The sequence below is a fragment of the Ruegeria sp. YTSB088 genome, from assembly GCF_059609825.1.
The window spans coordinates 152,729-176,407 of sequence record NZ_JBXWMM010000003.1 but is presented as its reverse complement, the minus strand read 5'-3'; the positions used below and the strand labels follow the sequence as shown (position 1 = coordinate 176,407).

Genomic DNA, 23,679 nt, shown 5'->3' with positions numbered 1-23,679 from the left:
GCGTCCATGGGCCGAGCGACCAAAATTCAACTTCCAAATGTCGCTTTTGGACAGGGTTCAGAGATCGATTTCGATCAATCCATCAGGTTCCGCCGCGCGGCTTTGGCACAGGATCATGGCGCCTTCGCGCTGTTTCCGGGACAAAACGAAATCCCGATGCTCGACCTCGCCCGAAATGACACCGCATTTACATACGCCGCAGATGCCGTCAGCGCATTTCACATCCACATGAAAACCGGATTCGTTCAGAACCTGAGCCGCGTCTTTATCTGCGGGCACAGGCAGTATCCGGCCCGAACGCGCAAGCTTGAGTTCAAACGCGTGGTTTTCATATTCAGGCATTTCAGGAACCGAGAAATATTCCAGATGACGCGCCTCTTCGGGAAAGCCTTGCTGCTCTGCCGCCTGAATCACACCGTTCATGTAACGATCCGGCCCGCAGGTGTAGACATGCCATCCATCCCGGTAGCCGGACAGAATCACATTCAGATCAGCGCGGGTGCCTTCGTCCGAGAAATGGAAATGAACGCGATCTGCCCAAGGCATAGCGGCCAGATCATCCAGATACCCCGCCCCGTCCCGTGTGCTGGCCGAATAGTGTAACTCGAACTCGCGGCCCAGTGCATGCAGGCGATGGGCAAAGGCGATCATCGGGGTGATGCCGATACCGCCGCCCATGAGGAATGTTCTGATTGCCGTGTCATCCAATTCAAAGTGGTTGATCGGTTTGGAAACGAAAACCTTTCGACCCTCGGTGAAGATGCGATGCAGCAGCGCGGATCCGCCACGCCCGTCATCCTCGCGCAACACTCCGATCTGATAGGTCGCACGATCCGACGGGTCGCCGGACATGGAGTATTGCCGCAGAAATTCCGGCGCGACCAGAACGTCCAGATGTGCGCCCGCTGTCCATCCCGGCAGGGGCGCACCGTCCAGCGATGTGAATTCGTATTTCGTGACATCCGCCGTCATCTTGTCGACCTTGGTCACGGCGACCCGCATCACAGGCGCATCACCGGCGATCTGATAGCGATGGATGATCGACATGTCCCCGCTTGCCTTTCGCGCCTTGTATTCGTCGGCCGTCACCATGGCCTCATAGGCTGCGATCCCGGCCTCTCGATCCATTGCAAAGGGATAGGGCCAGGGGTGCGGAGCCAGATAAGCGGGATAGACGGCGAGAGTCTGATCCTCATATTTCAGGTCCAGATCCTTTTGCAGATCGCGTCGGTTCAACGGGTGCGTCGTGGGGCGATAGGCGCCGTCAGGCTGCAACTCGATATCCCACCACCATTTCTTGATGTCGTTCAACCCGCCATTGCCGACCGCATCGTCCAGCCTGGCCAACGCGGGCGCGGCCGAGGGGATGTTCATCGCAGCCCAACGGAAGGGGCGTTCCTTGAAGATGCCTTCGAGGTTCCACGGGCAGGTCTTCATGCAGCGCCCGCACATCGCGCCGCCCGGCGTCGTTACACGGTATGTGGCGCATTTCTGGCTGTCGGATTTCCAAATTTCGTAACCGTTGAACATCAGCTTCGGTCCGGCGGTGATTGCGCCCGAGGGACATTCGCGGGCGCATTTGTTGCAGGACTCGCAAAAGGTCTGCAGGCCGAAATCGATGGGTTTGTCATACGCTATCGGCATGTCGGTCGTCACCACGCCTGATTTCAGGCGCGGACCCAGATAGGGGTTTAGGATTACTTCTCCGATCCGGCTGACCTCTCCCAACCCCGAGAGCAGCAACAGCGGCGGTTGCAGCACCTCGCCATCCATCACTGTATGCGCCTTGGCCCTGTAGCCCAGGTTGCGGATCTGTTGGGCGATCACACCTCCCAGCAGCGAAAACCGCAGGTAGGCGCGCATGGATTGGGCGACACTGATCCAGTCGTCACCGCTGGCACCTTCCATCGTTTCATAGCCCTGATCGATGATCATGCTGATGGCCTGATCATGAGGCGGCACGATTTCTTCGCCAGTGGCGTCATGAGAATACCACGCCCATTCCGGACAGCGGCTGAGACCCACCGCATCGACGCCCAGGAAATAGGTCGCTGCTTTGATGTTTGCCGCATTGCGTCCGGCATCGGCAGGCTTACGCAGGTCAGCGCTTTCACCGTCCTGCAACAGAACGAATGCACCCAGCGCGCGGCGCTGGGCAAAGCTGGGCGCAGCCTTGCGCACGTAGTACCCGCCTTTCGCGGCGTCCTGCAGTGACTTGCCCATGTCGCCGAACTGGGCGCGGGCGAACATGTCGGCGCGCTTGGGAACGCGGGCGACATTTTCCTCGTCGACATAGGTTGTCGGGGTCTCGACCCGTTTGAGTTTTTCGAACGGATGGGCCCCGTCCACATAGCGTCTTTTGGCATATGGGTCACGGTTGAGGGCGTTCTTGGCAAATCCCGTTCCCAACCACCATGCCGGGCCTTGAGTCCGAAACCACGGCTGTTGCGCCATGGGCCTGAGCGGCCGGTCATGCGCGATGGGCATCTCGGTCGTCACGGCTGCAAGGCCAAACCTGGTGCCCAGCCACGGCGCAACCAGTTCACCGCTCTCGACCGTGGCCAGACCGGCGGCCACGGCCAGCCTGTCCAGATCGACTTCGGACGACATCACGCTGTGCGCACGGGCGTCAAAACCCAGCAGACGGATATAGTTGGCGATGACCACGGCATTCTCGGTTGCCAGCAGGCAGGCACGATGATCCTGCGCGTTGATGATCCAATCCGCACCGGGTTCGGAAGGGTCCGGATCGCGGTTATGTTCATAGAGAAAAACGATGGTGTGACAGTGGTCGTCAATCGGCTTGGGCGCGGCCTCCATACTGTCTTTCAGATCCGCCATGATGAGATCGATCCCAGAGGCCAGCGTCTTGGTCTGGCGCGTTCGCAGCGCATGGGCAAGCCGGTCGATATCGGGGTTTCGGCGTGGTTCGTCCAACAGTGCATCTGACGGCAACGGCCCGCAGCCCATCATCGACGCATCGTTGAAATATCCGAATGCCTTCAGATGGTTGGCGCGTTCCTGCGGATCTGATGGGATCTCGGATGCAATCGGGTTCACCAACCCGTCGCGGATCGCGTCCAGCATCGCCTGAAATTCGCCCATGGCGTTGACGATGCTGTCGGGCCGTTCCGGCCGGTGGAAACTCAGTTCGCCCATCAAGGGCACACGCGACAAGTCCGGCATGGTATCTTGTCGGGTCAAACGCTCCAACGGGTATCGCCCCATGTGAACGGGCCGGTTCTTGTCCGAGAAAAAGCGGATTCCCATTATGCGCCTCCTGTTGCCACCCATCCCCTACCCCGTAATGGACAGCGAAACCATTCATGCATAATCATAAGTGGTATGAAGAAAATCGATTTCACTGATCTAGACGGCAAGGTTCTGCGCACGTTTCTGACCATACTCGAGGAAAGCTCGGTTTCGAAAGCTGCGGATCGGCTGGGCGTCACGCAATCGGCCATCAGCCACACGCTGGCCAAGCTCCGGCTGGTGCTGGGCGACCCGTTGTTTGTCCGGTCCGGTCAGGGCCTTACCCCGACCGAGCGCGCCTTGTCCCTGAAGGAGCCCGCGCAAAAGGTGCTGGACGGAATGCGGGCGCTGACCGAAGGGCGGCCGTTCGACCCGCAGTCCGAACAGATCAGGATCCGCATCGCCACCAATGACATGCCGCGCGAGTTGATCTTTCCGCAGTTGCTTCGAGAAACACGTGCCGAAGGCGCAGGTCTGCGGCTGGAATTCATTCCTTCAGGCGTGCCCGACCCCGAGCTGCTGCGCAGTGACAGATGCCAGTTGATGCTGACCCCGTTGCCGCCGGACGGGCCGGATATCTTTCAGAAACACCTGATGACCAGTCCGCTGGTGGTGTTCTATGACGCCACGCAGCACTCACCGCCCGACAGTTGGGAAGCCTATTGCAACTGCGATCATGTCGAGGTGCGTTTTGCCGATGGCCGCAACGCCCGCGCCGTCATGCGAGGCGTCGATCAAAGCCAGATCAGGCCAGCGGTAGTAACCCTGCCGCATTTCAACGCCATCCCGGCCTTCATACAGGGCAGCGACCTGATCTCAACCGACACGGCGCTGATGAAACAGGGCCCGCTGGCTGGGCTGGATTGCGCACCACTGCCGTTCGAATGCGCGCCGGTGTCGATCTACATGGTCTGGCATCAGAGGTCGGCCAATGATCCGGCACATCGCTGGTTGCGGGCCCGGATCGAGGCAATCGCTGCATCTCTTCAGACCTGAGACAACAGCCAGTCTCGCATGATCTCGACCAGTTGCGGCTGGCGTGGCTTACGGGGCGCAACCACATAAAACCCCAGATCTTCAACCAGGACATCCGCCAGCGGCTGAACCAGACGGCCCGAGGCCACTTCTTGCGCGACAAGAGGCGCATTGGCCAGTGCTATACCCTGCCCCGAAACTGCCGCGTCGATCGCAAGACTGGTCTGGCTGAAGCTCATCATTCTGGGCTTTCCGCTTACCCCCACCCGTTCAAGGAACAAGGGCCACAATCCGTGGGTGTCGTTCAGCAATACCTGCTTCATCAAGTCAGAAGGGGTGCTGATTCCGCCCGCAACAGAAGGGCTGCATACCGGGATGAACTCGGTCGAGAACAAAGGCACCGCCTCCAGTTCCGCCGCAAACGGCGCCCGTCCCTGCCTGACAGCCAGATCAACGCCATCCGATTTGAAATCCGCCAGACGCTCGCGCGCATCCACCTGAACCGAGATGTCCGGATACAGGTCCGTGAAGCCCGACAAACGCGGCACCAACCATTTCGAGGCAAAGCTGGGCGTGACCGACAACGTGATCCGGCGATCCGGAGACAGGTCTTCGACAGCCTCTTCGATCAACCTGAAGGCACGACGCAGGGGCGCGTGAAACCGCCGTCCGGATTCGGTCAGACGCAACCCACGCGGCAGGCGATCGAACAGAACCTCGTCCAATCGTGCCTCAAGCCCGCGCACCTGCTGCGCCACAGCCCCTTGTGTAACGCCAAGCTCCTCGGCGGCCAGTCGAAAGTTCAAATGACGCGCAGAAGCTTCGAAAGCACGTAAAGCGTTCAGGGGCGGAAGGGCGACCATAGTGTTGTCCTGTAGATTTTCTACAGCATAGAGCCAGCAGAACTGATTGGTCAAACCGCTCTCTGACCTCCATCCTGGGATCAACTGAAAACGGAGATGTCAGATGGAAAAAGTAGCACTTATTACAGCGGGCGGCAGTGGCATGGGTGCGGATTCCGCCCGGAGGTTGGCGGCGGGCGGGTTCAGGGTTGGCATTCTGTCTTCCTCGGGCAAGGGAGAAGCTTTGGCGAAAGAATTGGGCGGCGTCGGCATTACCGGCTCGAACCAGTCCACCGAGGATTTGCAGAAGCTTGTCGATGCGGCCATGGCCCATTGGGGGCGCGTTGACGTTCTGGTCAATTCCGCCGGTCACGGCCCCCGCGCTCCGATCCTTGAACTGACGGACGAGGATTGGCACACCGGGATGGATGTCTATTTCCTGAACGCGGTGCGCCCCACACGGCTTGTGACCCCGATCATGCAGGCGCAGGGGGGTGGATCGATCATCAACATCTCGACCTTTGCCGCGTTCGAACCGGATCCGGTTTTTCCGACCTCGGGCGTGTTCCGGGCCGGGCTGGCCGCCTTCACCAAGCTGTACGCGGACAAGTATGCCGCCGAGAATATCCGAATGAACAACGTTCTTCCGGGCTTCATTGACAGCCTTCCCGAGAAGGAAGAGTTCCGCAGCCGCATCCCAATGGGGCGATATGGGCGCAGTTATGACGAGATCGCCTCGGTCGTCGCTTTGCTTGCCTCAGAAGGCGGCGGCTATATCACCGGACAGAATATCCGTGTGGACGGCGGTATCACCCGGTCTGTCTGAACTCAGACCCGCGCCTTTATAAGATGTGTCAGCGCCGCGCCGGATTCGAAAAAAGCGCGGCGCACGCGTGTCCAGCTTTCTCGGTATTCCGACACGGCGAGAACCGGCAGAATCGAGAGATCATTGGCAAGAAGACTCTCGGCCATCATTCGGCCGAACACCGTGCCCGGGCCGATGCCGCGGCCCGAATACCCGTGTGCGGCCAGAGCGTTGGGGCCGATCCGCGTGATCTTCGGAATATGGTCCGACGTCATTGCGATCCGCCCGTGCCACCCGTGTTCCAACGGCTGGTCGGCCAATTGCGGATAGAGCTCGGCCAGCTTGCGCTGGACCCAACCGGAATGCGCAACCCGACCGGCATGTCCCAGATCCCCAATGCCGCCAATGATCATCCGCCCCGCCTGATCCAGTCGGAATGACGTCATGATCAGTCCGGTATCCCAGCACCCTTCTTTCTTTGGCAGGATACTGGCACGCAAATTGTCAGTCAGCGGGGCTGTGGTGTACTGGAAATAGTAGACCGGCACATAAGCAGGCGCGGTATCCGGCAACGCATGATGATAGGCATTTGTCGCCTGAATGACCGACTTTGCCCGAACCGTCCCGCCTGGTGTCTTCAGAACCCAGTGCCCGCCCTCATATGTCATAGTCTGCACTGGGCTGCGCATATGTATCCGTGCCCCGGCCTGCGACGCCGCGCGCACCAAACCCATCGCATAGGCCAAAGGCTGAATGGTTCCTGCCCGTGGATCGAACAAGGCACCGTGAAAGGCTTGGCTGCCGGTGCGTTCACCGGCCTGGTCTGCTGACAGCAACTCAACCGGCGCTCCTGCTTCGCTCAACTGCGCATGACGCGTATGCAGGTCCTTCAAACCCGACGCGGAATGAGCGCAATGCAGGGTTCCGTTGCGCACGGGCTCACACGCAATGCCATATTCATCGATCAAGGCAAACACATCCGACGGCGCCTTGGCCAGCAAGTCGATCAAACGGTCTCCCGGCTCTGCACCGATACGCGCGCGGATATCGTCCGGCGGCAACCACAACCCGGCATTGACCAGACCTACATTGCGCCCTGATCCGCCAAACCCGATCTCTCGCGCCTCCAGCAGACAGACCGACGCGCCGGCGCAGGCTGCGGTCAAAGCCGCTGAACACCCGGTGTAGCCGCCTCCGATGACAGCCAGATCAACCGCTGCGTCAGCGGTCAGGGGCGGTGCTGTGACTGCCTCGGTGCAAGTGCTTCGCCACAGGGCATGTTCGGGATCGTTCACGTCGGGCCTCTGAGTCTTTTCGGCGGAACATCCTACCGATACCTCCCTTTATGCAAGCCTCCATTTAGCAATGTTGCGACAACGAAACAGACTCCGCAGGCACGGGCTTTGCCCGAGCCTGCCGGGCCCAACCGGAGGAGTCATTCCGTCATGAATGACGACACCGGGCGGGAGGACCCGCGTGGCGGGCTCAGACGTCGAGCGATCGCGCGATCAGCTCTTTCATGACCTCGTTGGTGCCGCCATAAATCATCTGCACCCTGGCATCCGCGTAAAGACGCGCGATCGGATATTCCATCATGAACCCGTAGCCGCCGAACAGTTGCAGGCATTCATGCATGATCTCATTCTGCACCTCAGAGCCCCAGTATTTGGCCATCGAGGCCGTGGCCGCGTCCAGCTCGCCCACTTCCAGTTTTCCGATACAATCATTGATGAAACTGCGCAGAACCTCGGCCTTGGTCTTGCATTCCGCCAGTTTGAACCGGGTATTCTGAAAATCCATCACCCGCTGCCCGAAGGCTTTGCGTTCCTGCACGTATTTCACTGTTTCGGCGATGGCGAAATCGATCGCGCCCAGCGCCATGATAGCGATATTCAGCCGTTCCCAGGGCAGTTGTTTCATCAGCTGATAGAAACCCTGCCCTTCTTCGGGCCCCAACAGGTTTGTCATCGGCACTTTGACATCTTCGAAAAACAACTCGGCAGTGTCATTGCCCTTCATGCCCAGTTTCTTGAGGTTCCGCCCCCGGCGAAAACCTTCACACCCGTCAGTTTCCACCACAATCAATGAGACGCCGCGTGCGCCAGCGGACTTGTCGGTCTTGGCGGCCACGATAATCAGATCCGCAGTCTGTCCGTTCGTGATGAAGATCTTTGACCCGTTCAGCCGATAGGAGTTCCCGTCCTTCTCGGCGGTCGTCCGCACGGCCTGCACGTCCGAGCCGGTGCTGGGTTCTGTCATTGCTAGCGCGCCGACCAATTCGCCCGACGCCAGTTTGGGCAACCACTTCTTCTTCTGATCTTCGCTGCCATAGGCGGTGAGATAGTGGGTCACGATCGACTGAATGCCATAGCCCCAACCCGCATCTCCTCGCGCGCCCTGCTCATAAGCCGTGATGGCGTCAAAGCCCATGCCGCCGCCGACACCGCCATATTCTTCGGGGATCGCACCCGCCATCAGCCCGGTTTCGCCGGCCTTGCGCCAGAAATCGCGATCCACAACGCCGTTTTCAACCCAGGTTTCGATATTGGGCGACAGTTCGTCATCCATGAACCGACCAGCCATATCCGCGAACATGCGGTGTTCATCGGTGACCCATGCCGCAGTCGAAGTGAAAAGTGACATTGTACGCTCTCCAATCAGTCTTTCCGGAAAGGCTAGCGCTGTGTTCGACTCACGCCAATCCTTGTGACGCGGCGTCCCTTTGAGGAACAACGCAACGTTCCTCAGCCTGCAATGTCAGAGAATCCCTTTTGACTGGCCGGGTTAAGCCAGTTCTTTGGCCAACAGGTGTTTGGCCGCATCCTTGGCGTCTTCAGCCGGATCGCAGTTCTTAAGCAGAACGGCGGATACGATTGCTCCCTCTTGCAACAGTACGATCTGACTCGCGAGTTTTCGAGGATCATGCGCGCCGGCCTGTTGGGCTATGATCGTAAAATGTTCCAGCAAAAGCTGTTTGTGCTCAGCGGCCTGCACATGGATGGGGTGATCCTTATCCTGATACTCAGCCCCGGCCTTGATGAACATGCAGCCCCGGAACCCGTCCTCTTCAAACCATTCCTTCAGGGCATCGAAGCTGACGATGATCTGTTCGGCTGGTGTTTCTGCCATCTCGTCGATGCGTTGAAAGAACCAGTTGCGGAAGTTCTCATCCCGCAGGCGCAGCGCGGCCACGATCAGGTCTTCCTTGGTGCGGAAATGCTTGTACATCGACGTCTTTGACACGCCTGTTTCCACAACCAGCTTGTCCATGCCGGTTGCGTGAAACCCGTCGCGGTAAAAGACCTTCAGGGCCTTGCTGACCAACTCATCCCGTTTGTTTGGGCGCATGATTCGGCTCCATGGTGTACCGTTCTGTACATATTATCATGAAGCGCGAAGTACAATGACCCAAAGCCAAAGCATTGTTTTAAAATAATTTTACCAGACGCCCAGTCTCATCGTGAAATTTCCACTTGCAAAAGTTTACAGATCGGTACACCTTATTTGTAAGTTAACCGATCTGTACACCCGAGGATTTGACCGATGAAACGTCGCGCCAGCATTTTTCCACCTCAGTACGTCCCCTTCCTTCTGACCATGGCTCTTCTTGCCGCCTCACTCACCTGAAAGCATTTGCAAAATGTCCAGACCCCCACTGCCCCCGTTCACCTTCAAAACCGCCACTCAAAAAGTGCGCATGGCGGAAAATGCCTGGAACAGTCGTGACGCCGACCGCGTGACGCCTGCCTACACCGAAGACAGTCAATGGCGGAATCGGGCTGAATTCCTGTCCGGCCATACCGACATCCACGCCTTTCTGACCCGCAAATGGCGGAAAGAACTGGAATATCGCCTGATCAAGGAACTGTGGGCCTTTGCCGGAAACCGTATAGCCGTGCGCTATGCCTATGAGTGGCGCGACGACAGCGGTCAGTGGTTCAGATCCTATGGCAATGAAAACTGGGAATTCGCCGATGACGGACGCATGTCACATCGCCATGCCTCGCTCAACGATCTTCCCATTGCAGAAGATGACCGGCTGTTCCATTGGCCCCTGGGCGAACGCCCTGAAAACCACCCCGGGTTGACCGAACTGGGTCTTTGAAAGGACATTCATGCCCCGCGCTTTTGCCGAACTGACGTTTACTCCCTCTGTCCGCGCTCATCAGGAGAGGATGGGATCTGCCAGAACCTATACAAAGTTCATTGAAGGTGATCCCCAGCAAGGCCACCTGATCGGCGGCCCCGAGAAAGAGTTCATTCAGGCACGGGACGGGTTCTATCAATCCACCGTGTCCGAGACCGGCTGGCCCTATGTGCAGTATCGGGGCGGGCCAGCAGGATTTTTGAAAGTGCTGGGGCCCCTGACTATCGGATATGCGGATTTTTCGGGCAACAAACAGTACATCTCACGCGGAAACCTGGACGGCAACGATCGCATCGCGATGATCCTGATGGATTACGCCAACCGACGCCGTCTCAAGATCCTTGGGCGCGTCGCATTCACGGAAGGCGAAGCAGCGGCCGCTACCCTTTACTCGGAAGAGGCCGAGGCAACGGCCGAACGGGCCGTGATCATTCGCGTCGAGGCGTTGGACTGGAACTGCCCAAGCCACATCACACCGCGCTTCACCGAAGCAGAGTTGCGCCCTCATCTGAACAAGCTGGGGCAGCAGTTGGCAGACTTGCAGGCGGAAAACCAAAGGCTGAAACAAGAGCTGGCAAAGTCAGGCTGACGTTTCAGACCTCACAGAATTTCCGGATATTTAGAGAAGGGAGTGTCGCAATGGTTCGCTCGGTCTTTCACCTCTCGGCGGCTTGTCTTGCCGGTACTGCCCTGATCATACTGATCATCATGTTCGGTTTTTTCGTCTCGCCCAGCGCCGTGCGAACGTCACCGCCATCCGTGTTCAGCAAGATTTTGTTCGAACATTTGCAGCAAGAGTGATGATCGGGCGGCCTTCCGACAGGCTTCCAGCAAGCGCCCGTATCGTTTCAAGCTAATTCCATCAATTCAGGCCCGGTCAGGCGCATGCTCTGAAAGACCGAATTCCTGGCTTCACCAGAGCGGCCCGATTCCAGGCATGCTCTCACCACAAGAATGGAGAGAGCACAAAAAGCCGTCAGGCCATGCTGCGCTTTTTCCGGCGACCCATCACAAACAAGCCACTGATGCCGCCAAGAAGCAACCAGCCAGCGGCGGGCAATGGCACAGGGGCAATCGTGTATTGCCCGTACAGCGTCGCGACGTTTTGCATGTTTTCCGTTGTGCTGAAGCCGTTTGAAATAGTGCCGCCGCCGTTCTGAGAGAAGCCGAGGACTGAAAACACATAATTCTGCCCACCAAAGCTGAAGTTCTGTGAGCCCAAAGTATTGGTAATGGTCACGATGTCATCGCAAGGGGTAGAATCCGCCGGACAGTTGCTTGGACGATTCAATGTCTCGTTATGCGTCAGGGCAAATGACGAAGACACCAGAGGGCCACCACTGATCAGTATGTCGACAATGAGATCGACGGTGCTCAGCGTTGTTCCCGTGATCGGGAAATTCAGATGCGAGAACTGTCCCAGAGCAAATGCCGTATCAGGCAACAGACCTGAAATCGGCGTGCCTGTTGGCGTGAAATCGTAACCGCTTGAGCTGCTGCCATTTCCCCACCGAAGAGAAATCGTTGGACCAGAGGTGCTTTCAGAAACGCCGGACGTCGGATTTACGTTTTGCCAAGAGGGCGAGATGCTGGAAATGGTCAGCGCCGAAGCACCGCTTGCAGCCATCACGCCTGCAACAGCAATCGCGGCTATGTTTCGTATGAATGTCATGTGCCCACCTTACGAATAAATACTTGTTACAAACCACTCTGTGAAAGAGCAGCACAACATAATTAAACTTTTAGCTCATGCGCCACATTGACGCCACGTTTTCACCTCAATCAAAGCGGAGGGCGCCCAATAGAGCGCTAAATGGGATACAATCATCCAGCTTGCGCCTACTGTCCGGATGCTGGAAACAGCTATTGGGAAAACCAGGGCGCCAACTCAACGATTGAACACACAGTCGCGCGTCGCGTGAGAGTTCATTCACGACCGGATCGTACCATTGCTTCGATACCGGCGGCGCAAAAGTCCACCAGACGCTCCATGCCGGACACGTCACCTCCCTGCGACAGGGCTTCGACCCGCCATCCACTGTTGAGATGGGCCAGCATCGCCGAGACCGAATAAACTTGGCCACTTGCCAAAACGGCTGGATCGACATCCGGGTAAAGCATGGCGATCTCGGTGATGAACAGCTGGGCGGTGGGGTCGAAACACTCTGCTGCGATATCGCGCCACCTGGGGTCAACCGATACGTGGGCCACCAACCGTCCATATGCCATCCATCCAGGCCCACCCTTCTCAGCCAGGTCCACATAGGGTCGAATAAAGCTGTCCAGAATGCTGTGAAGCGTCAGCGGAGCAACAGCCCTGGCCCTGTTCAACGCGTCGACCCGAAGCTGCGCCAGTTCGTCCGCACGCCGCGCGACGGTTCTGTAAAACAACTCTTCCTTGCCACCACCATGATGGTGCACAAGACCAATCTGAACCCCTGCCAATGCCGCGATATCCCGGATCGACGCACCTTCGAATCCCCGGTCGGCAAAGACGGTTTCAGCCGCATCCGTAATCCTTGCCTTGGTCTCCAAAGACCGCTTGGACGCTGCTCTTTGCCTTGGCTTTTCTATGTTTTTCAGACTCATGATTTTCATCTTGCCTTATTTTGGTCGTTCGTTCAAGTTAAGCATCACGAACTTCGGGAGGGTTCATGACACAGACGCGCAACGCATTCGCCCTGATCGGGGCGGGGCCGATGGGTTTGGCCGCAGCCAAGGTGCTGAAGGAACAGGGCATCGCCTTTCAGGGGTTCGAATTGCACTCGGATGTGGGCGGTCTGTGGGATATCGATGCCCCCAGATCGACCATGTATGAGTCAGCGCATCTGATCTCATCAAAACGCATGACTGAATTCGAAGATTTCCCTATGGATGAGGCGGTTGCCGAGTACCCCTCGCACCGGGCGATGCGCGACTATTTCCGGGCCTTTTCCGATCGTTTCGGCCTGCGTGAAAGTTACAAGTTCAATGCAGAAGTCACCCGGATCACACCGCTGGGCGAATCTGGTGACGGTTGGCGTGTTTTCTGGCGCGATGCCGACGGCGAGCATCAGGCCGAATTCGCAGGGGTTCTGATTGCAAACGGCACCCTGTCAGAGCCGAATGTACCCAGCTTTCCCGGTACGTTTGACGGCGAATTGATCCATGCCTCGCAGTACCGGTACCCTAGCCAGTTCGACGGCAAGCGTGTGTTGGTCGTGGGCGCGGGAAATTCCGGCTGCGACATTGCGGTTGACGCAATCCATCACGCAAAACGCTGCGATCTGTCCATGCGTCGCGGCTATTACTTCGTGCCCAAATACGTCTTCGGCAAACCTGCCGACACGATGGGCGGCAAGATCCGCCTACCCATGTGGCTGAAGCGTAAGGTAGACGGCCTGATCCTGAGCTGGTTTGTCGGCGATCCGCAGAAATACGGTTTTCCCAAGCCTGATTACCAGCTTTATGAAAGCCATCCGGTGGTGAATTCTCTGGTTTTGTATCACGCGGGCCATGGTGATCTGCGCATTCGCCCCGATATCGACCGACTGGAAGGCCAAATCGTGCATTTCAAGGACGGCTCGAGCGAAGAGTATGACATGATCCTCGCCGCGACCGGATACAAGCTGCACTACCCGTTCATCGACAGTGACTTGCTGAACTGGCAAGGCGACGCACCACATCTGTACCTGAACGCGCTACACCCGGAACGGGACGATCTTTTTGTGCTGGGCATGGTCGAGGCAACTGGCCTGGGCTGGCAGGGCAGGCACGAGCAGGCCGAAATGGTGGCGCGCTATATAAAAGGTCATCAGAAGGGTTGCCCGGTGGCGGCCGATCTGAAAACCGAAAAGCAAAAAGACTATACGCGCGCCACCGGAGGCATGAGCTATATCGATCTGCCGCGAATGGCTTACTACGTGGACAAGGCCACTTACAGAAAGGCCGTTTCCGGGTGGATCGAACGGCTGCGGAAAGCCGCCGTATGAGTGGTATCGACGAAGTCACACTGAATTTCAGCCCGGCCTCCCTTACGCTGTTGAACGCGATACTGGCGATCGTGATGTTCTCGATTGCGATCGATCTGACGCCTCGGGATTTCGATCGTTTGCGACGCGCGCCCAAGCCGGTACTTGTCGGACTGGTATCCCAATTCATCGTTTTGCCCGCTCTGACCTTTGCTTTGGTGTGGATGACGGAGCCGCGCCCGTCGATCGCGCTTGGGCTGATCCTTGTCGCCGCCTGTCCGGGGGGCAATATTTCAAACTTCATTACGCACCGCGCCGGTGGAAATGCGGCGCTGTCAGTGTCGATGACCGCCTTTGCAACCATCGGCGCGGTTTTCATGACGCCCTTCAACATTGCGCTTTGGGGCGGGCTGTATCCGCCGACACGCGCAATCCTGCAGCAGACCCAGATTGATCCGGTACAAATCGCAATCCTTGTCGGGCTGATGCTGATCTTGCCTCTGGTCCTGGGCATCGCACTGAACCAGCGCCGCCCAGCCCTGACAGCCCGCTTGCGCGCGCCGCTGCAATACCTGTCGATGGGTATTTTTGGGGCCTTCATCGTACTTGCCCTGGCCGCAAACTGGGGGTTTTTCCTCAGTTTTGCCGGGGCTGTTGCCGGGCTTGTGGTCCTTCACAACGCCCTGGCGCTGGGGGGCGGTTGGGTCGTGGCCACTCTGACCCGGCTGTCCCCCTTCGATCGCCGTGCCATCACCATCGAAACCGGCATTCAGAATTCCGGCCTTGGGCTGGTGTTGATCTTTGCCTTCTTCCACGGGCTTGGCGGCATGGCCGTTGTTGCGGCGTTCTGGGGCATCTGGCACGCGATCTCGGGGATTGCCCTGGCGTCGGTCATGGCCCGAACCGAGGCCGCGCGATGACCCGTATCCTGATCACAGGTGCCGCCGGGTTGGTCGGTCAGGCGCTGCTGCCCGAACTTCAGGGGCACGAGGTTTTTGCCACGGATCTTAAACACCCGAAAAGCATGCCGGAAAACGTCCACTATCTGCCCATGGATGTGACAACGGACGCCCCCGCACGTGTGATCTGCAACGTGAAGCCGGATGTCATAGTGCATCTGGCCTCCATCGTGACGCCTCCGCCAAAAATGGAACGTGCGGCGGCATATGCGGTTGATGTCGAGGGCACCCGCAAGGTGGTGAACGCAGCCATTGCCAACGGGGTGCGCCGGTTGGTCGTCACGTCTTCCGGTGCTGCCTACGGCTATCACGCGGACAACCCAGTACCGCTGCGCGAAGGTGATCCGCTGCGAGGTAACCCCGAGTTTCCGTATTCCGATCACAAAAGGCAGGTCGAGGAAATCCTGGCCGAAGCGCGCAAAGCCGCCCCCGATCTGGAGCAGGTTGTTCTGCGCGTGGGCACGGTTCTGGGGGCTGGATCCGAAAATCAGATCACCGCCCTGTTCCACAAACCGCGCCTGCTGGCCGTGGTCGGTAGCGAAAGTCCGTTTGTATTCATTTGGACGCATGATCTGGCACGTATCCTTAGGCGCGCGGCAACCGACGGGCCGATTGGCGTTTACAACGTCGCCGGGGACGGCGCGATGGGTGTGACCGATCTGGCCCGCGCCATGGGGAAACCGGTTCTGCGCCTGCCCGCTTGGGCGCTGAAATCGGCTTTGGCCGCTGCGCGTCCGCTGGGTCTGTCCCGTTATGGGCCGGAACAGGTGCGATTTCTGCAATATCGACCGGTTCTGGATAACACCGCCCTGAAATCCGACTTCGGTTACACGCCTGAAAAAACCAGCGCCCAGGTGTTCGCGCTCTGGCAAAAGCAGGCCGGGCTATGAAGACGGCCGTCATATCCGGTGGAGCGGGCGGTTTGGGGCAGGCCCTCAGCCATGCTCTGCAAAGTCGCGGGTGGCGTGTGGTGCTGCTGGATCTCGATATTTCAGGTCTGGACTCCGGGTCGAACCAGCTTCCAATCGCGTGTGATCTGACGGACCCCGCGCAGCTTGCCAACGCGTGCCAAAGGGCGATCACGACTTGCGACAGTATTGATCTGGTCATCTACAACGCTGGCGTCACGCAAATCCGGGGCTTTGAAAAGTCCGACTCGGCCAGCCACCGATCACTGTTTGATATCAACTACTTTGCGGCCGTTGAAATGGCCCGCGCGTTTTTGCACCCGGTTCGGGCGTCAAAGGGGACACATCTGGCCATCTCATCGGTGGCCGGTTTTGCTCCGCTTTACCATCGGACGGCCTATGTTGCCTCGAAACATGCGTTGGAGGGATTCTTCAAATCGCTACGCTCGGAAGAAGCCCCTCATGGCGTTCAGGTCCAGATCGCTGCGCCGTCCTTTGTGGCCACCAACCCCGGCAACGCGCAAGAGCAAACGGACGGAACCGCGCGGCCCGGATCGGCGAAGGACGGGATGGACGAAATGAGCCCCGAGGCCGCAGCCGAAACGATCCTGCGCGGACTGGACAAATCGCAGTCCATGATCCCGGTTGGCCGCGTGGCGCGCCTGTCCTGGTGGCTCAACCGCCTTTCGCCACGCCTGTATCAGCGCATGATGGAGCGCAACATGCGCGACCCGGGACACTAAAATTACCCCGGGCCCTTGACCTTCCGGTCACTGGAACCCCCATCTGGAGCCTAAAGAAACCTCCGGGACGAGTCGCATGGGGCTAAAGGCACTGACAGAACTGAAAATCACCGGCATGGGATGCGCATCCTGTGTGGGCAGCGTTGAAGCAGCGTTGAGAGATGTGCCGGGGGTAGATGCGGCCTCGGTCAACTTTGCAACCAAGTCCGCGCAGGTGGCTTTCGAAGGGCCGGTTTCGGCCCTGACCAAAGCCCTGGATGCCGCAGGGTATCCGGCTGAGACCAGCCGGGCGGACCTGAGCATTGAAGGCATGACCTGCGCGTCATGTGTGGGCAAAATCGAGCGTGCGCTGACGGCCAGCCCCGGTGTGGTCGAAGCGCAGGTCAATCTGGCGACTCAAACTGCCACAGTGACTTACGCGGCGGGGGCAACAACGCCAGAGGCGCTGGCTCAGGTGGTAACTGAAGTCGGGTACCCGGCGCGGCTGCAAGGCGCTTCGAAACCTGAAAACCGCGAAGATGACGAAATTCAAAGGTTGACCCGGACCACGATACTGGCTGCCGTACTCGCCCTGCCTGTGTTCATTCTTGAGATGGGCGGGCACATGATTCCCGCTTTCCATCACTGGGTTCACGCCACCATCGGCGCGCAGTACAGCCAGTTGATTCAGTTCGCACTGACGTCGGCTCTACTGCTGGGGCCTGGTCGTGTGTTTTACAGCAAAGGCATCCCGTCGTTGCTGCGGGGCACGCCGGACATGAACGCGCTGGTCGCGCTGGGGACCGGGGCGGCCTATCTGTATTCGGTCACGGCCACATTTGCCCCCGGTGCGCTGCCGCAAGGTACAGCCAATGTCTATTTCGAGGCCGCAGCCGTAATTGTCGTTCTGATCCTTCTGGGCCGACTGCTGGAGGCCCGTGCCAAGGGCAAAACCGGGGCTGCAATCCGTAAGCTGGTGGGTCTGCAGCCCAAAAGCGCGCGGATCGAAGTCGATGGCCGGATAGAAGACCGTCCTATCGCCGAGATCGCGGTCGGCGATATCCTGCACATCCGCCCGGGCGAACGTGTGCCGGTGGATGCCGAAGTGCTCGAGGGCACCTCTTACGTCGATGAGAGCATGATCACGGGCGAGCCGATACCGGTTGGCAAATCAGCCGGCGCAGCAGTTGTCGGGGGAACCGTGAATGGCACCGGTGCCTTGCGGGTTCGTGCGACGCGCGTGGGGGGCGACACGGTGCTGGCGCAGGTCATCCGCATGGTCCAGCAGGCACAGGGGGCAAAGCTGCCGATCCAGGGTCTGGTCGATCGGATTACATATCGCTTTGTCCCAGCGGTCATCCTGGTTGCCGTGATCACTGTCGCAGCCTGGTTAATTTTCGGCCCAAGCCCGGCCCTGCTGCTGGCGCTTGTCGCTGGTGTTTCGGTGCTGATCATTGCCTGCCCCTGCGCCATGGGGCTGGCCACGCCGACCTCGATCATGGTCGGCACCGGGCGGGCGGCCGAACTGGGGGTTCTGTTCCGCAAGGGCGATGCCCTGCAACAGCTTCAGCAGGCACGCGTCATCGCGCTGGACAAGACGGGGACCCTGACACTGGGTCGTCCGGAATTGGACAGTGTTTTGACGGCGAACGGATTTGACAGGGATGAGGTTGTACGGCTGGCCGCCGCCCTCGAGGCGCGGTCGGAACACCCGATAGCTTCGGCGATTACCCGGGCCGGGCCTGCGACGCTGCCCAAGGCGACAGACGTCCGGTCCCTGACCGGGCTTGGCGTGCAGGGGCTGGTTGAAGGCCGGAACGCGTTGATCGGATCGCACCGGCTTATGCAACAACGCGGGATCGACCTTGGGCCCCTGGCAAGCGAGGCAGAGGCCCGCGCCGCCGAAGGGGCAACACCATTGTTCGTTGCGCTCGATGGGCAGGCTGCGGCCATGTTTTCTGTGTCCGATCCGATCAAACCCGGCACCGAAGAGGCGCTGGAGCGGCTCCACCAAATGGGTCTGACCGTGGCCATGGTCACCGGAGACAATGCGCGCACCGCGCAGGCTCTGGCTGATCGGCTGGGGATCGATCACGTCACCGCCGAAGTGCTGCCCGACGGCAAGGTGGATGCGATCATCGCCTTGCGGGACAAGTTCGGCACGCTGGCTTTCGTCGGCGACGGCATCAACGACGCCCCTGCGCTGGCAACGGCTGATATCGGCATCGCCATCGGGACGGGCACGGATGTAGCCATCGAAACGGCCGATGTCGTCCTGATGTCCGGTGATCTGCGCGGGGTTGCAAATGCGACCGAGATCAGCCGCCGGACAATGCGAAACATTCGCCAGAACCTGGGATGGGCGTTTGGTTACAACGTCCTGCTGATCCCCGTCGCTGCTGGCGCCCTTTACCCGTTCGGCGGCCATCTGTTGTCTCCGGCACTGGCGGCTGGCGCGATGGCGCTGTCCAGTGTCTTTGTCGTCTCGAACGCGCTGCGCCTGCGTCGCGTCCGAGCCAGCGTGCCGGAAACCCCGATCCCGCCCGCCAAGGAGGTGCACGCATGAATATCGGAGATGTGTCAGCCCGCACCGGCCTGCCTGCCAAGACAATCCGGTATTATGAAGATATCAACCTCATCAAACCGCTGCGCGATGACAACGGCTATCGCCGGTTTCGCGAACAGGACGTGCACAAGCTGAACTTTCTGGGCCGTGCCCGGGCGCTTGGTTTCACTATCGAGGATTGCCGGACATTGCTGGCGCTTTACGAGGATGAAACCCGCGCCAGCGCAGATGTGAAACAAGTCGCACGGGATCATCTGGCACAGGTCGAAGCCAAGATCGCCGACCTGAACGCGATGCGCGAAACGCTGAGCCACTTGATCGACGCCTGCGCCGGGGATGACCGGCCTGATTGCCCGATCCTGCAGGATCTGGGCGGGAAAGGCTGACTTGGGGTTGCCCTTTGGGCGCAGCTTTGCTTTGTCTTCGCCAAACAATTCGGTCAGGCACGCACCGCTGATGCCGACCGAACAGCGGAGAGGATCACAAAATGGCAAAAGTCGCGTTCCTTGGCCTGGGTGTCATGGGCTATCCAATGGCTGGGCATCTTCAGGACGCAGGTCATGACGTCACTGTCTATAACCGCACGGCCGCCAAGGCCGAAGCCTGGGTGAAGCAGCATGGCGGGTCGCTGGCGGCCACCCCGAAAGACGCGGCTGCAGGCGCCGAGTTTGTGATGGCCTGCGTCGGCAATGACGACGATCTGCGCATGGTTTGCACCGGCGGGGACGGCGCATTTCACGGCATGTCCAGCGGGGCTGTTTTCGTCGACCACACGACGGTGTCTGCAAAGGTCACGCGTGAATTGTACGCTGCCGGCGAATCACAGGGTATCGCCTTTGTGGACGCGCCGATCTCGGGCGGTCAGGCAGGCGCTGAAAACGGTGTTCTGTCAATTATGTGTGGCGGAGATCAGGCCGCCTATGATGCGGCTGAACCGGTGATGAATGTCTACTCCAAAATCTGCCGCCGGATCGGAGACAGCGGTGCGGGCCAAATGACCAAGATGTGCAACCAGATCGCGATCGCTGGTCTGGTTCAGGGTCTCAGCGAAGCGTTACACTTCGCCGAAAAGGCAGGTTTGGACGGAAGGGCCGTGGTCGAGGTGATCAGCCAGGGCGCGGCGGGCAGCTGGCAGATGGCAAACCGGTATGAGACCATGCTGGATGATCAGTTTGAACATGGCTTTGCCGTCGACTGGATGCGCAAGGATCTGGGTATCTGTCTGGATACCGCCAATGAAACCGGTGCATCCCTGCCCGTCACCGCTCTGGTCGATCAGTTTTACAAGGATGTACAGAAACTGGGCGGTGGCCGCTGGGACACCTCGTCGTTGATCAAGCGCCTGCGGTCCATGGGGTAACGCGGGGGGGCTGTCTGCCCTCCCATCGCGCCAAGGCGCGATTCCCCCCCCGAGGGTATTTTGGCCAGATGAAGAGGGCTCCGGCGCGATCGGAGCGGAGACGGGAATGGACGATTTGAGTGCTTTTTGGACGGCCGCGCTGCGGCGGCTCTGGGGGCTGGACGCCCGTTTGACGCGGTTGGATGGTGAATATGATCTGAACTTTCTGGTGCACGCCACCAATGGTCAGGACTATGTGCTGAAGGCCATGCGGGCGGGATGCGATGCCGATCTGGTTGATCTCCAGATCAAGGCCCTGGCGCATATCGCAACAGCTGCACCGGGGTTGCCGTTTCCCAAGGTGTTCCCCGATTTGACCGGCGCAATGCTGCCCGAGATTGCCGATTCTGAAGGACAGCGCAGGTTGGTTTGGCTATTGGAGTGCCTGCCGGGGCAATGTTACGCGAAGGCCGCCCCAAAATCCGAAGAGCTGATCCTGAAACTGGGGCGCGTTTTGGGGGCAACCGACCGGGCCTTGGAAGGGTTTGAGCATGAGGGATTGCACCGACCTGATTTCAAATGGGATCTGATGCAGGCCGGCTGGATTGCGGACAAATTGGGCATAATCCCGGATCCCGCGCGACAGGAGCTGCTAACGGAGATCTGTGAGGCGTTCGCTGCAATCGCGGACGTCCTTGCGGACCTGCCGAAACAGGCCATCCACAACGACGCCAATGACTATAACATTCTGGTCGAAGGGGAACTGAGCGAGCGGCGGCGGATCTCAGGCCTGATCGATCTGGGTGACATGTGCGCCGCGCCGCGCATCTGCGATCTGGCGATTGCCGGCGCTTATGTCGTGCTGGATCACCCCAAACCGGAACGGGCTTTGGCTGCGTTGGTAAAGGGCTATCACGCGGCCAACCGGCTGCGGGCGGATGAGGTTGACTTGATCTGGCCGTTGCTGAGGATGCGGCTTGCCGTGTCGGTCGTCAACTCGACCCTGATGGCGGCCGAGAATCCGGATGATCCCTATGTGACCATCTCTCAGGCTCCCGCTTGGCGGTTCCTTGAGAACACATCCGTCAATGGTGGACTGATGTCGGCGCGGTTGCGGGCGGTATGCGGGTTGCCGGTTGTTGATGGGGCTGAACGTATCCACGTCTATCTACAGGATTATCGGGGGCAGTTTGCCGACCTGTTCGGCCAGGATCTGAGCGATGTGCCCATGGGCTCGCTTTCGGTCGAAAACTGCGTCTGGCCCCAAAACCCGTTCCACATGCCTTTGGCCGAGGCTGCGCGCGTAGGTGAAGAATACGGGCAAGACCCGTGGCTGGGTTACTACAACGAGCCCCGACTGATCTATGCAGAGCCGGGGTTCCGCAAGGGTCCGTGGAAAGCCTCGGACAGGCGGACGGTGCATCTGGCGGTGGATGTGTTTGCACCCGCCGGGACGGTTCTGCACGCGCCGATGAGTGGGCGGGTTGAAGTGGTCGAGAACCGTGACCAGCATCTTGATTACGGCGGGGTGATCATCCTGCATCACGAAACGCCCGAAGGCGACCCATTCTATACGCTCTATGGCCATCTGGACCCGGAATGCTGTGACCGGTTGAAACCTGGCGACCCGGTGGCACAGGGGGCCGCGTTTGCCAGGTTGGGTGATGCCAGCCAGAATGGTGGATGGGCTCCGCATGTGCATTTCCAACTGGCGCTCACCACCGATGGCATGGAAGCGGACTGGCCTGGCGTCGGCGATCCGGACGAGATGGAGCTGTGGCACGCGGTCTGCCCGAACCCGGCAGCGTTGCTGAACCTGCCGGATGACAAGGTGTTCTATCAACCCACTGACAAAGCGGAAATCCTGAACAATCGGCGGGCGCATTTCGGGGGTAACCTGTCCTTGACCTATGACGATCCGGTCATGCTGGTGCGCGGCTGGAAGCATCACCTGTTCGACGAATGGGGCCGCCCCTATCTGGACGCCTACAACAACGTCCCGCATGTGGGCCACGCCCATCCGCGCATTCAGGCTGTGGCTGCGGATCAGCTAAGGCGCATGAACTCAAACACCCGCTACCTGCACCCGACCCAGACAGCTTTTGCCGACAAGATCCTGTCCAAGCTGCCGGATCACCTACAGGTCTGCTTCTTCGTCAACTCGGGAACCGAGGCCAACGAACTGGCCCTGCGGCTTGCCCGCACCCATACCGGGGCGAAAGGGATCGTGACGCCGGATCACGGCTATCACGGCAACACAAACGCTGCGGTGGCGATCTCGGCCTACAAGTTCAACAAACCGGGCGGCGTCGGGAAAGCCGACTGGGTTGAACTGGTTGAGGTTGCGGATGACTATCGCGGGTCATTCAAGCGTGACGATGCGGACCGGGCGCAAAAATTTGCTGATCTTGTCGATCCGGCGATTGCGGCCCTTCGGGACAGGGGACAGGACGTGGCAGGTTTCATCGCGGAAACCTTCCCGTCGGTCGGCGGACAGATCATTCCGCCCAAGGGCTATCTGCCTGCGGTTTACGAAAAAATCCGTGCTGCCGGGGGCGTTTGCATCGCCGATGAGGTGCAGACAGGTCTGGGACGTCTGGGTGAATATTACTTTGGCTTCGAGCACCAGGGCGCGGTCCCGGATATCGTGGTGATGGGCAAGCCAATCGGCAACGGGCACCCGCTGGGCGTGCTGGTGACAACCAGAGAGATTGCAGACAGCTTCAACAACGGGATCGAGTTCTTTTCGACCTTTGGCGGCTCGACCCTGTCCTGCCGGATCGGCAAAGAGGTGCTGGATATCGTTGACGACGAAGGCTTGCAGGACAATGCCCGCCTGATGGGGGATCGTCTGATGGCGGGGCTGCGCCAGATCGAAGCCGACTTTGGTTGCGTTGGCGACGTGCGGGGTATGGGGCTGTTTCTCGGCGTGGAACTGATCAACCCCGACGGAAGCGAAGGCACGGAGATTTGCAGCTATGTCAAAAACCGGATGCGCGATCATCGCATCCTGATCGGCAGCGAAGGACCCAGGGATAACATTCTGAAAATCCGCCCACCGCTGACCATCGAGGCCGAGGATGTTGACATGATCCTATGGGAGTTAAGGGATGTGTTGTCCGAGGTAGGTGACTTCACCCCTGCCCTTGTTTGCGATCATGACCATCACCATGCCGGATGCGGGTGCTGCTGAGTGAAAAAACCCCGGCGTATT

The 23,679-nt window shown here is 59.3% G+C and carries 20 protein-coding genes; 13 read left to right on the top strand and 7 right to left on the bottom strand.

Annotation, left to right across the window (positions count from 1 at the left end; translation table 11 throughout):
* Nucleotides 1-57 precede the first annotated feature (57 nt).
* The gene (locus tag AC2FFA_RS06285; RefSeq protein WP_496850583.1) at nt 58-3,270 is read right to left on the bottom strand and encodes a reductive dehalogenase; all 3,213 of its coding nucleotides are present in this window, start codon (nt 3,268-3,270) and stop codon (nt 58-60) included.
* A 75-nt stretch (nt 3,271-3,345) separates the two neighbouring features.
* Here AC2FFA_RS06285 and AC2FFA_RS06280 point away from each other — a divergent pair, with 75 nt between their 5' ends.
* A complete protein-coding gene (locus tag AC2FFA_RS06280) occupies nt 3,346-4,248 on the top strand; it encodes a LysR family transcriptional regulator (RefSeq protein WP_496850581.1) in 903 nt (300 codons plus the stop codon).
* Here the strand turns inward: AC2FFA_RS06280 and AC2FFA_RS06275 are convergent.
* Nucleotides 4,239-5,090, bottom strand: a complete 852-nt coding sequence (locus AC2FFA_RS06275; protein WP_299895272.1) for a LysR substrate-binding domain-containing protein — start codon at nt 5,088-5,090, stop codon at nt 4,239-4,241. The two genes, AC2FFA_RS06280 and AC2FFA_RS06275, sit on opposite strands and share 10 nt — an antisense overlap.
* Nucleotides 5,091-5,193: 103 nt before the next feature.
* On the opposite strand from AC2FFA_RS06275, the gene AC2FFA_RS06270 reads away from it, so the two are divergent.
* Nucleotides 5,194-5,895, top strand: a complete 702-nt coding sequence (locus tag AC2FFA_RS06270; RefSeq protein WP_299895275.1) for an SDR family oxidoreductase — start codon at nt 5,194-5,196, stop codon at nt 5,893-5,895.
* Nucleotides 5,896-5,897: 2 nt separating this feature from the next.
* Here the strand turns inward: AC2FFA_RS06270 and AC2FFA_RS06265 are convergent, their stop codons facing one another.
* The 3 genes from AC2FFA_RS06265 to AC2FFA_RS06255 form a co-directional block, all read right to left on the bottom strand.
* Complete coding sequence (locus AC2FFA_RS06265; protein WP_496850579.1) at nt 5,898-7,169, bottom strand: NAD(P)/FAD-dependent oxidoreductase; 1,272 nt, start codon at nt 7,167-7,169, stop codon at nt 5,898-5,900.
* A 190-nt stretch (nt 7,170-7,359) separates the two neighbouring features.
* Nucleotides 7,360-8,517 carry an acyl-CoA dehydrogenase family protein gene (locus AC2FFA_RS06260; protein ID WP_496718788.1) on the bottom strand — a complete coding sequence of 386 codons (1,158 nt, stop codon included), beginning with the start codon at nt 8,515-8,517 and terminating at the stop codon, nt 7,360-7,362.
* 141 nt (nt 8,518-8,658) lie between these two features.
* Nucleotides 8,659-9,222 carry a TetR/AcrR family transcriptional regulator gene (locus AC2FFA_RS06255; protein ID WP_496674419.1) on the bottom strand — a complete coding sequence of 188 codons (564 nt, stop codon included), beginning with the start codon at nt 9,220-9,222 and terminating at the stop codon, nt 8,659-8,661.
* Between the two features lie 292 nt (nt 9,223-9,514).
* Between AC2FFA_RS06255 and AC2FFA_RS06250 the strand changes: the two genes are divergently transcribed.
* Genes AC2FFA_RS06250 through AC2FFA_RS06240 form a run of 3 tightly spaced genes read left to right on the top strand, consistent with a single transcriptional unit; the run spans nt 9,515 to nt 10,822 of the window.
* Entirely contained in the window at nt 9,515-9,979 is a 465-nt protein-coding gene (locus AC2FFA_RS06250; RefSeq protein WP_496674416.1) for a nuclear transport factor 2 family protein, read from the top strand.
* Between the two features lie 10 nt (nt 9,980-9,989).
* A complete protein-coding gene (locus tag AC2FFA_RS06245) occupies nt 9,990-10,610 on the top strand; it encodes a pyridoxamine 5'-phosphate oxidase family protein (protein ID WP_496850576.1) in 621 nt (206 codons plus the stop codon).
* Between the two features lie 50 nt (nt 10,611-10,660).
* Nucleotides 10,661-10,822: a hypothetical protein gene (locus AC2FFA_RS06240; protein ID WP_162896721.1), complete on the top strand. Its 162-nt coding sequence runs from the start codon at nt 10,661-10,663 to the stop codon at nt 10,820-10,822.
* A 175-nt stretch (nt 10,823-10,997) separates the two neighbouring features.
* On the opposite strand, the gene AC2FFA_RS06235 is transcribed toward AC2FFA_RS06240, so the two are convergent.
* Nucleotides 10,998-11,693 (bottom strand): THxN family PEP-CTERM protein, encoded by a 696-nt coding sequence (locus AC2FFA_RS06235; RefSeq protein WP_117868017.1) that lies wholly within the window; start codon nt 11,691-11,693, stop codon nt 10,998-11,000.
* Nucleotides 11,694-11,947: 254 nt separating this feature from the next.
* The gene (locus tag AC2FFA_RS06230; RefSeq protein WP_496850573.1) at nt 11,948-12,610 is read right to left on the bottom strand and encodes a TetR/AcrR family transcriptional regulator; all 663 of its coding nucleotides are present in this window, start codon (nt 12,608-12,610) and stop codon (nt 11,948-11,950) included.
* Nucleotides 12,611-12,675: 65 nt separating this feature from the next.
* Here AC2FFA_RS06230 and AC2FFA_RS06225 point away from each other — a divergent pair, with 65 nt between their 5' ends.
* From AC2FFA_RS06225 to AC2FFA_RS06190, 8 genes are all read left to right on the top strand, one after another.
* A complete protein-coding gene (locus AC2FFA_RS06225) occupies nt 12,676-13,992 on the top strand; it encodes a flavin-containing monooxygenase (protein ID WP_496850571.1) in 1,317 nt (438 codons plus the stop codon).
* Nucleotides 13,989-14,891, top strand: a complete 903-nt coding sequence (locus AC2FFA_RS06220) for a bile acid:sodium symporter family protein (protein ID WP_496850569.1) — start codon at nt 13,989-13,991, stop codon at nt 14,889-14,891. Before AC2FFA_RS06225 ends, AC2FFA_RS06220 begins: the two co-directional genes overlap by 4 nt.
* Nucleotides 14,888-15,820 (top strand): SDR family oxidoreductase, encoded by a 933-nt coding sequence (locus AC2FFA_RS06215; protein WP_496850567.1) that lies wholly within the window; start codon nt 14,888-14,890, stop codon nt 15,818-15,820. Before AC2FFA_RS06220 ends, AC2FFA_RS06215 begins: the two co-directional genes overlap by 4 nt.
* The gene (locus AC2FFA_RS06210) at nt 15,817-16,581 is read left to right on the top strand and encodes an SDR family NAD(P)-dependent oxidoreductase (protein ID WP_496850565.1); all 765 of its coding nucleotides are present in this window, start codon (nt 15,817-15,819) and stop codon (nt 16,579-16,581) included. Before AC2FFA_RS06215 ends, AC2FFA_RS06210 begins: the two co-directional genes overlap by 4 nt.
* 76 nt (nt 16,582-16,657) lie before the next feature.
* The gene (locus AC2FFA_RS06205) at nt 16,658-19,126 is read left to right on the top strand and encodes a heavy metal translocating P-type ATPase (RefSeq protein ID WP_496850563.1); all 2,469 of its coding nucleotides are present in this window, start codon (nt 16,658-16,660) and stop codon (nt 19,124-19,126) included.
* On the top strand, nt 19,123-19,512 hold the full coding sequence (gene cueR / locus AC2FFA_RS06200; protein WP_117868001.1) for a Cu(I)-responsive transcriptional regulator: 390 nt from the start codon (nt 19,123-19,125) through the stop codon (nt 19,510-19,512). The genes AC2FFA_RS06205 and cueR overlap by 4 nt, the downstream gene beginning before the upstream one ends.
* Before the next feature lie 101 nt (nt 19,513-19,613).
* Nucleotides 19,614-20,486 (top strand): NAD(P)-dependent oxidoreductase, encoded by an 873-nt coding sequence (locus AC2FFA_RS06195; RefSeq protein ID WP_496850561.1) that lies wholly within the window; start codon nt 19,614-19,616, stop codon nt 20,484-20,486.
* A 106-nt stretch (nt 20,487-20,592) separates the two neighbouring features.
* Nucleotides 20,593-23,658: an aminotransferase class III-fold pyridoxal phosphate-dependent enzyme gene (locus AC2FFA_RS06190; RefSeq protein WP_496850559.1), complete on the top strand. Its 3,066-nt coding sequence runs from the start codon at nt 20,593-20,595 to the stop codon at nt 23,656-23,658.
* The last annotated feature ends 21 nt before the right edge of the window (nt 23,659-23,679 follow it).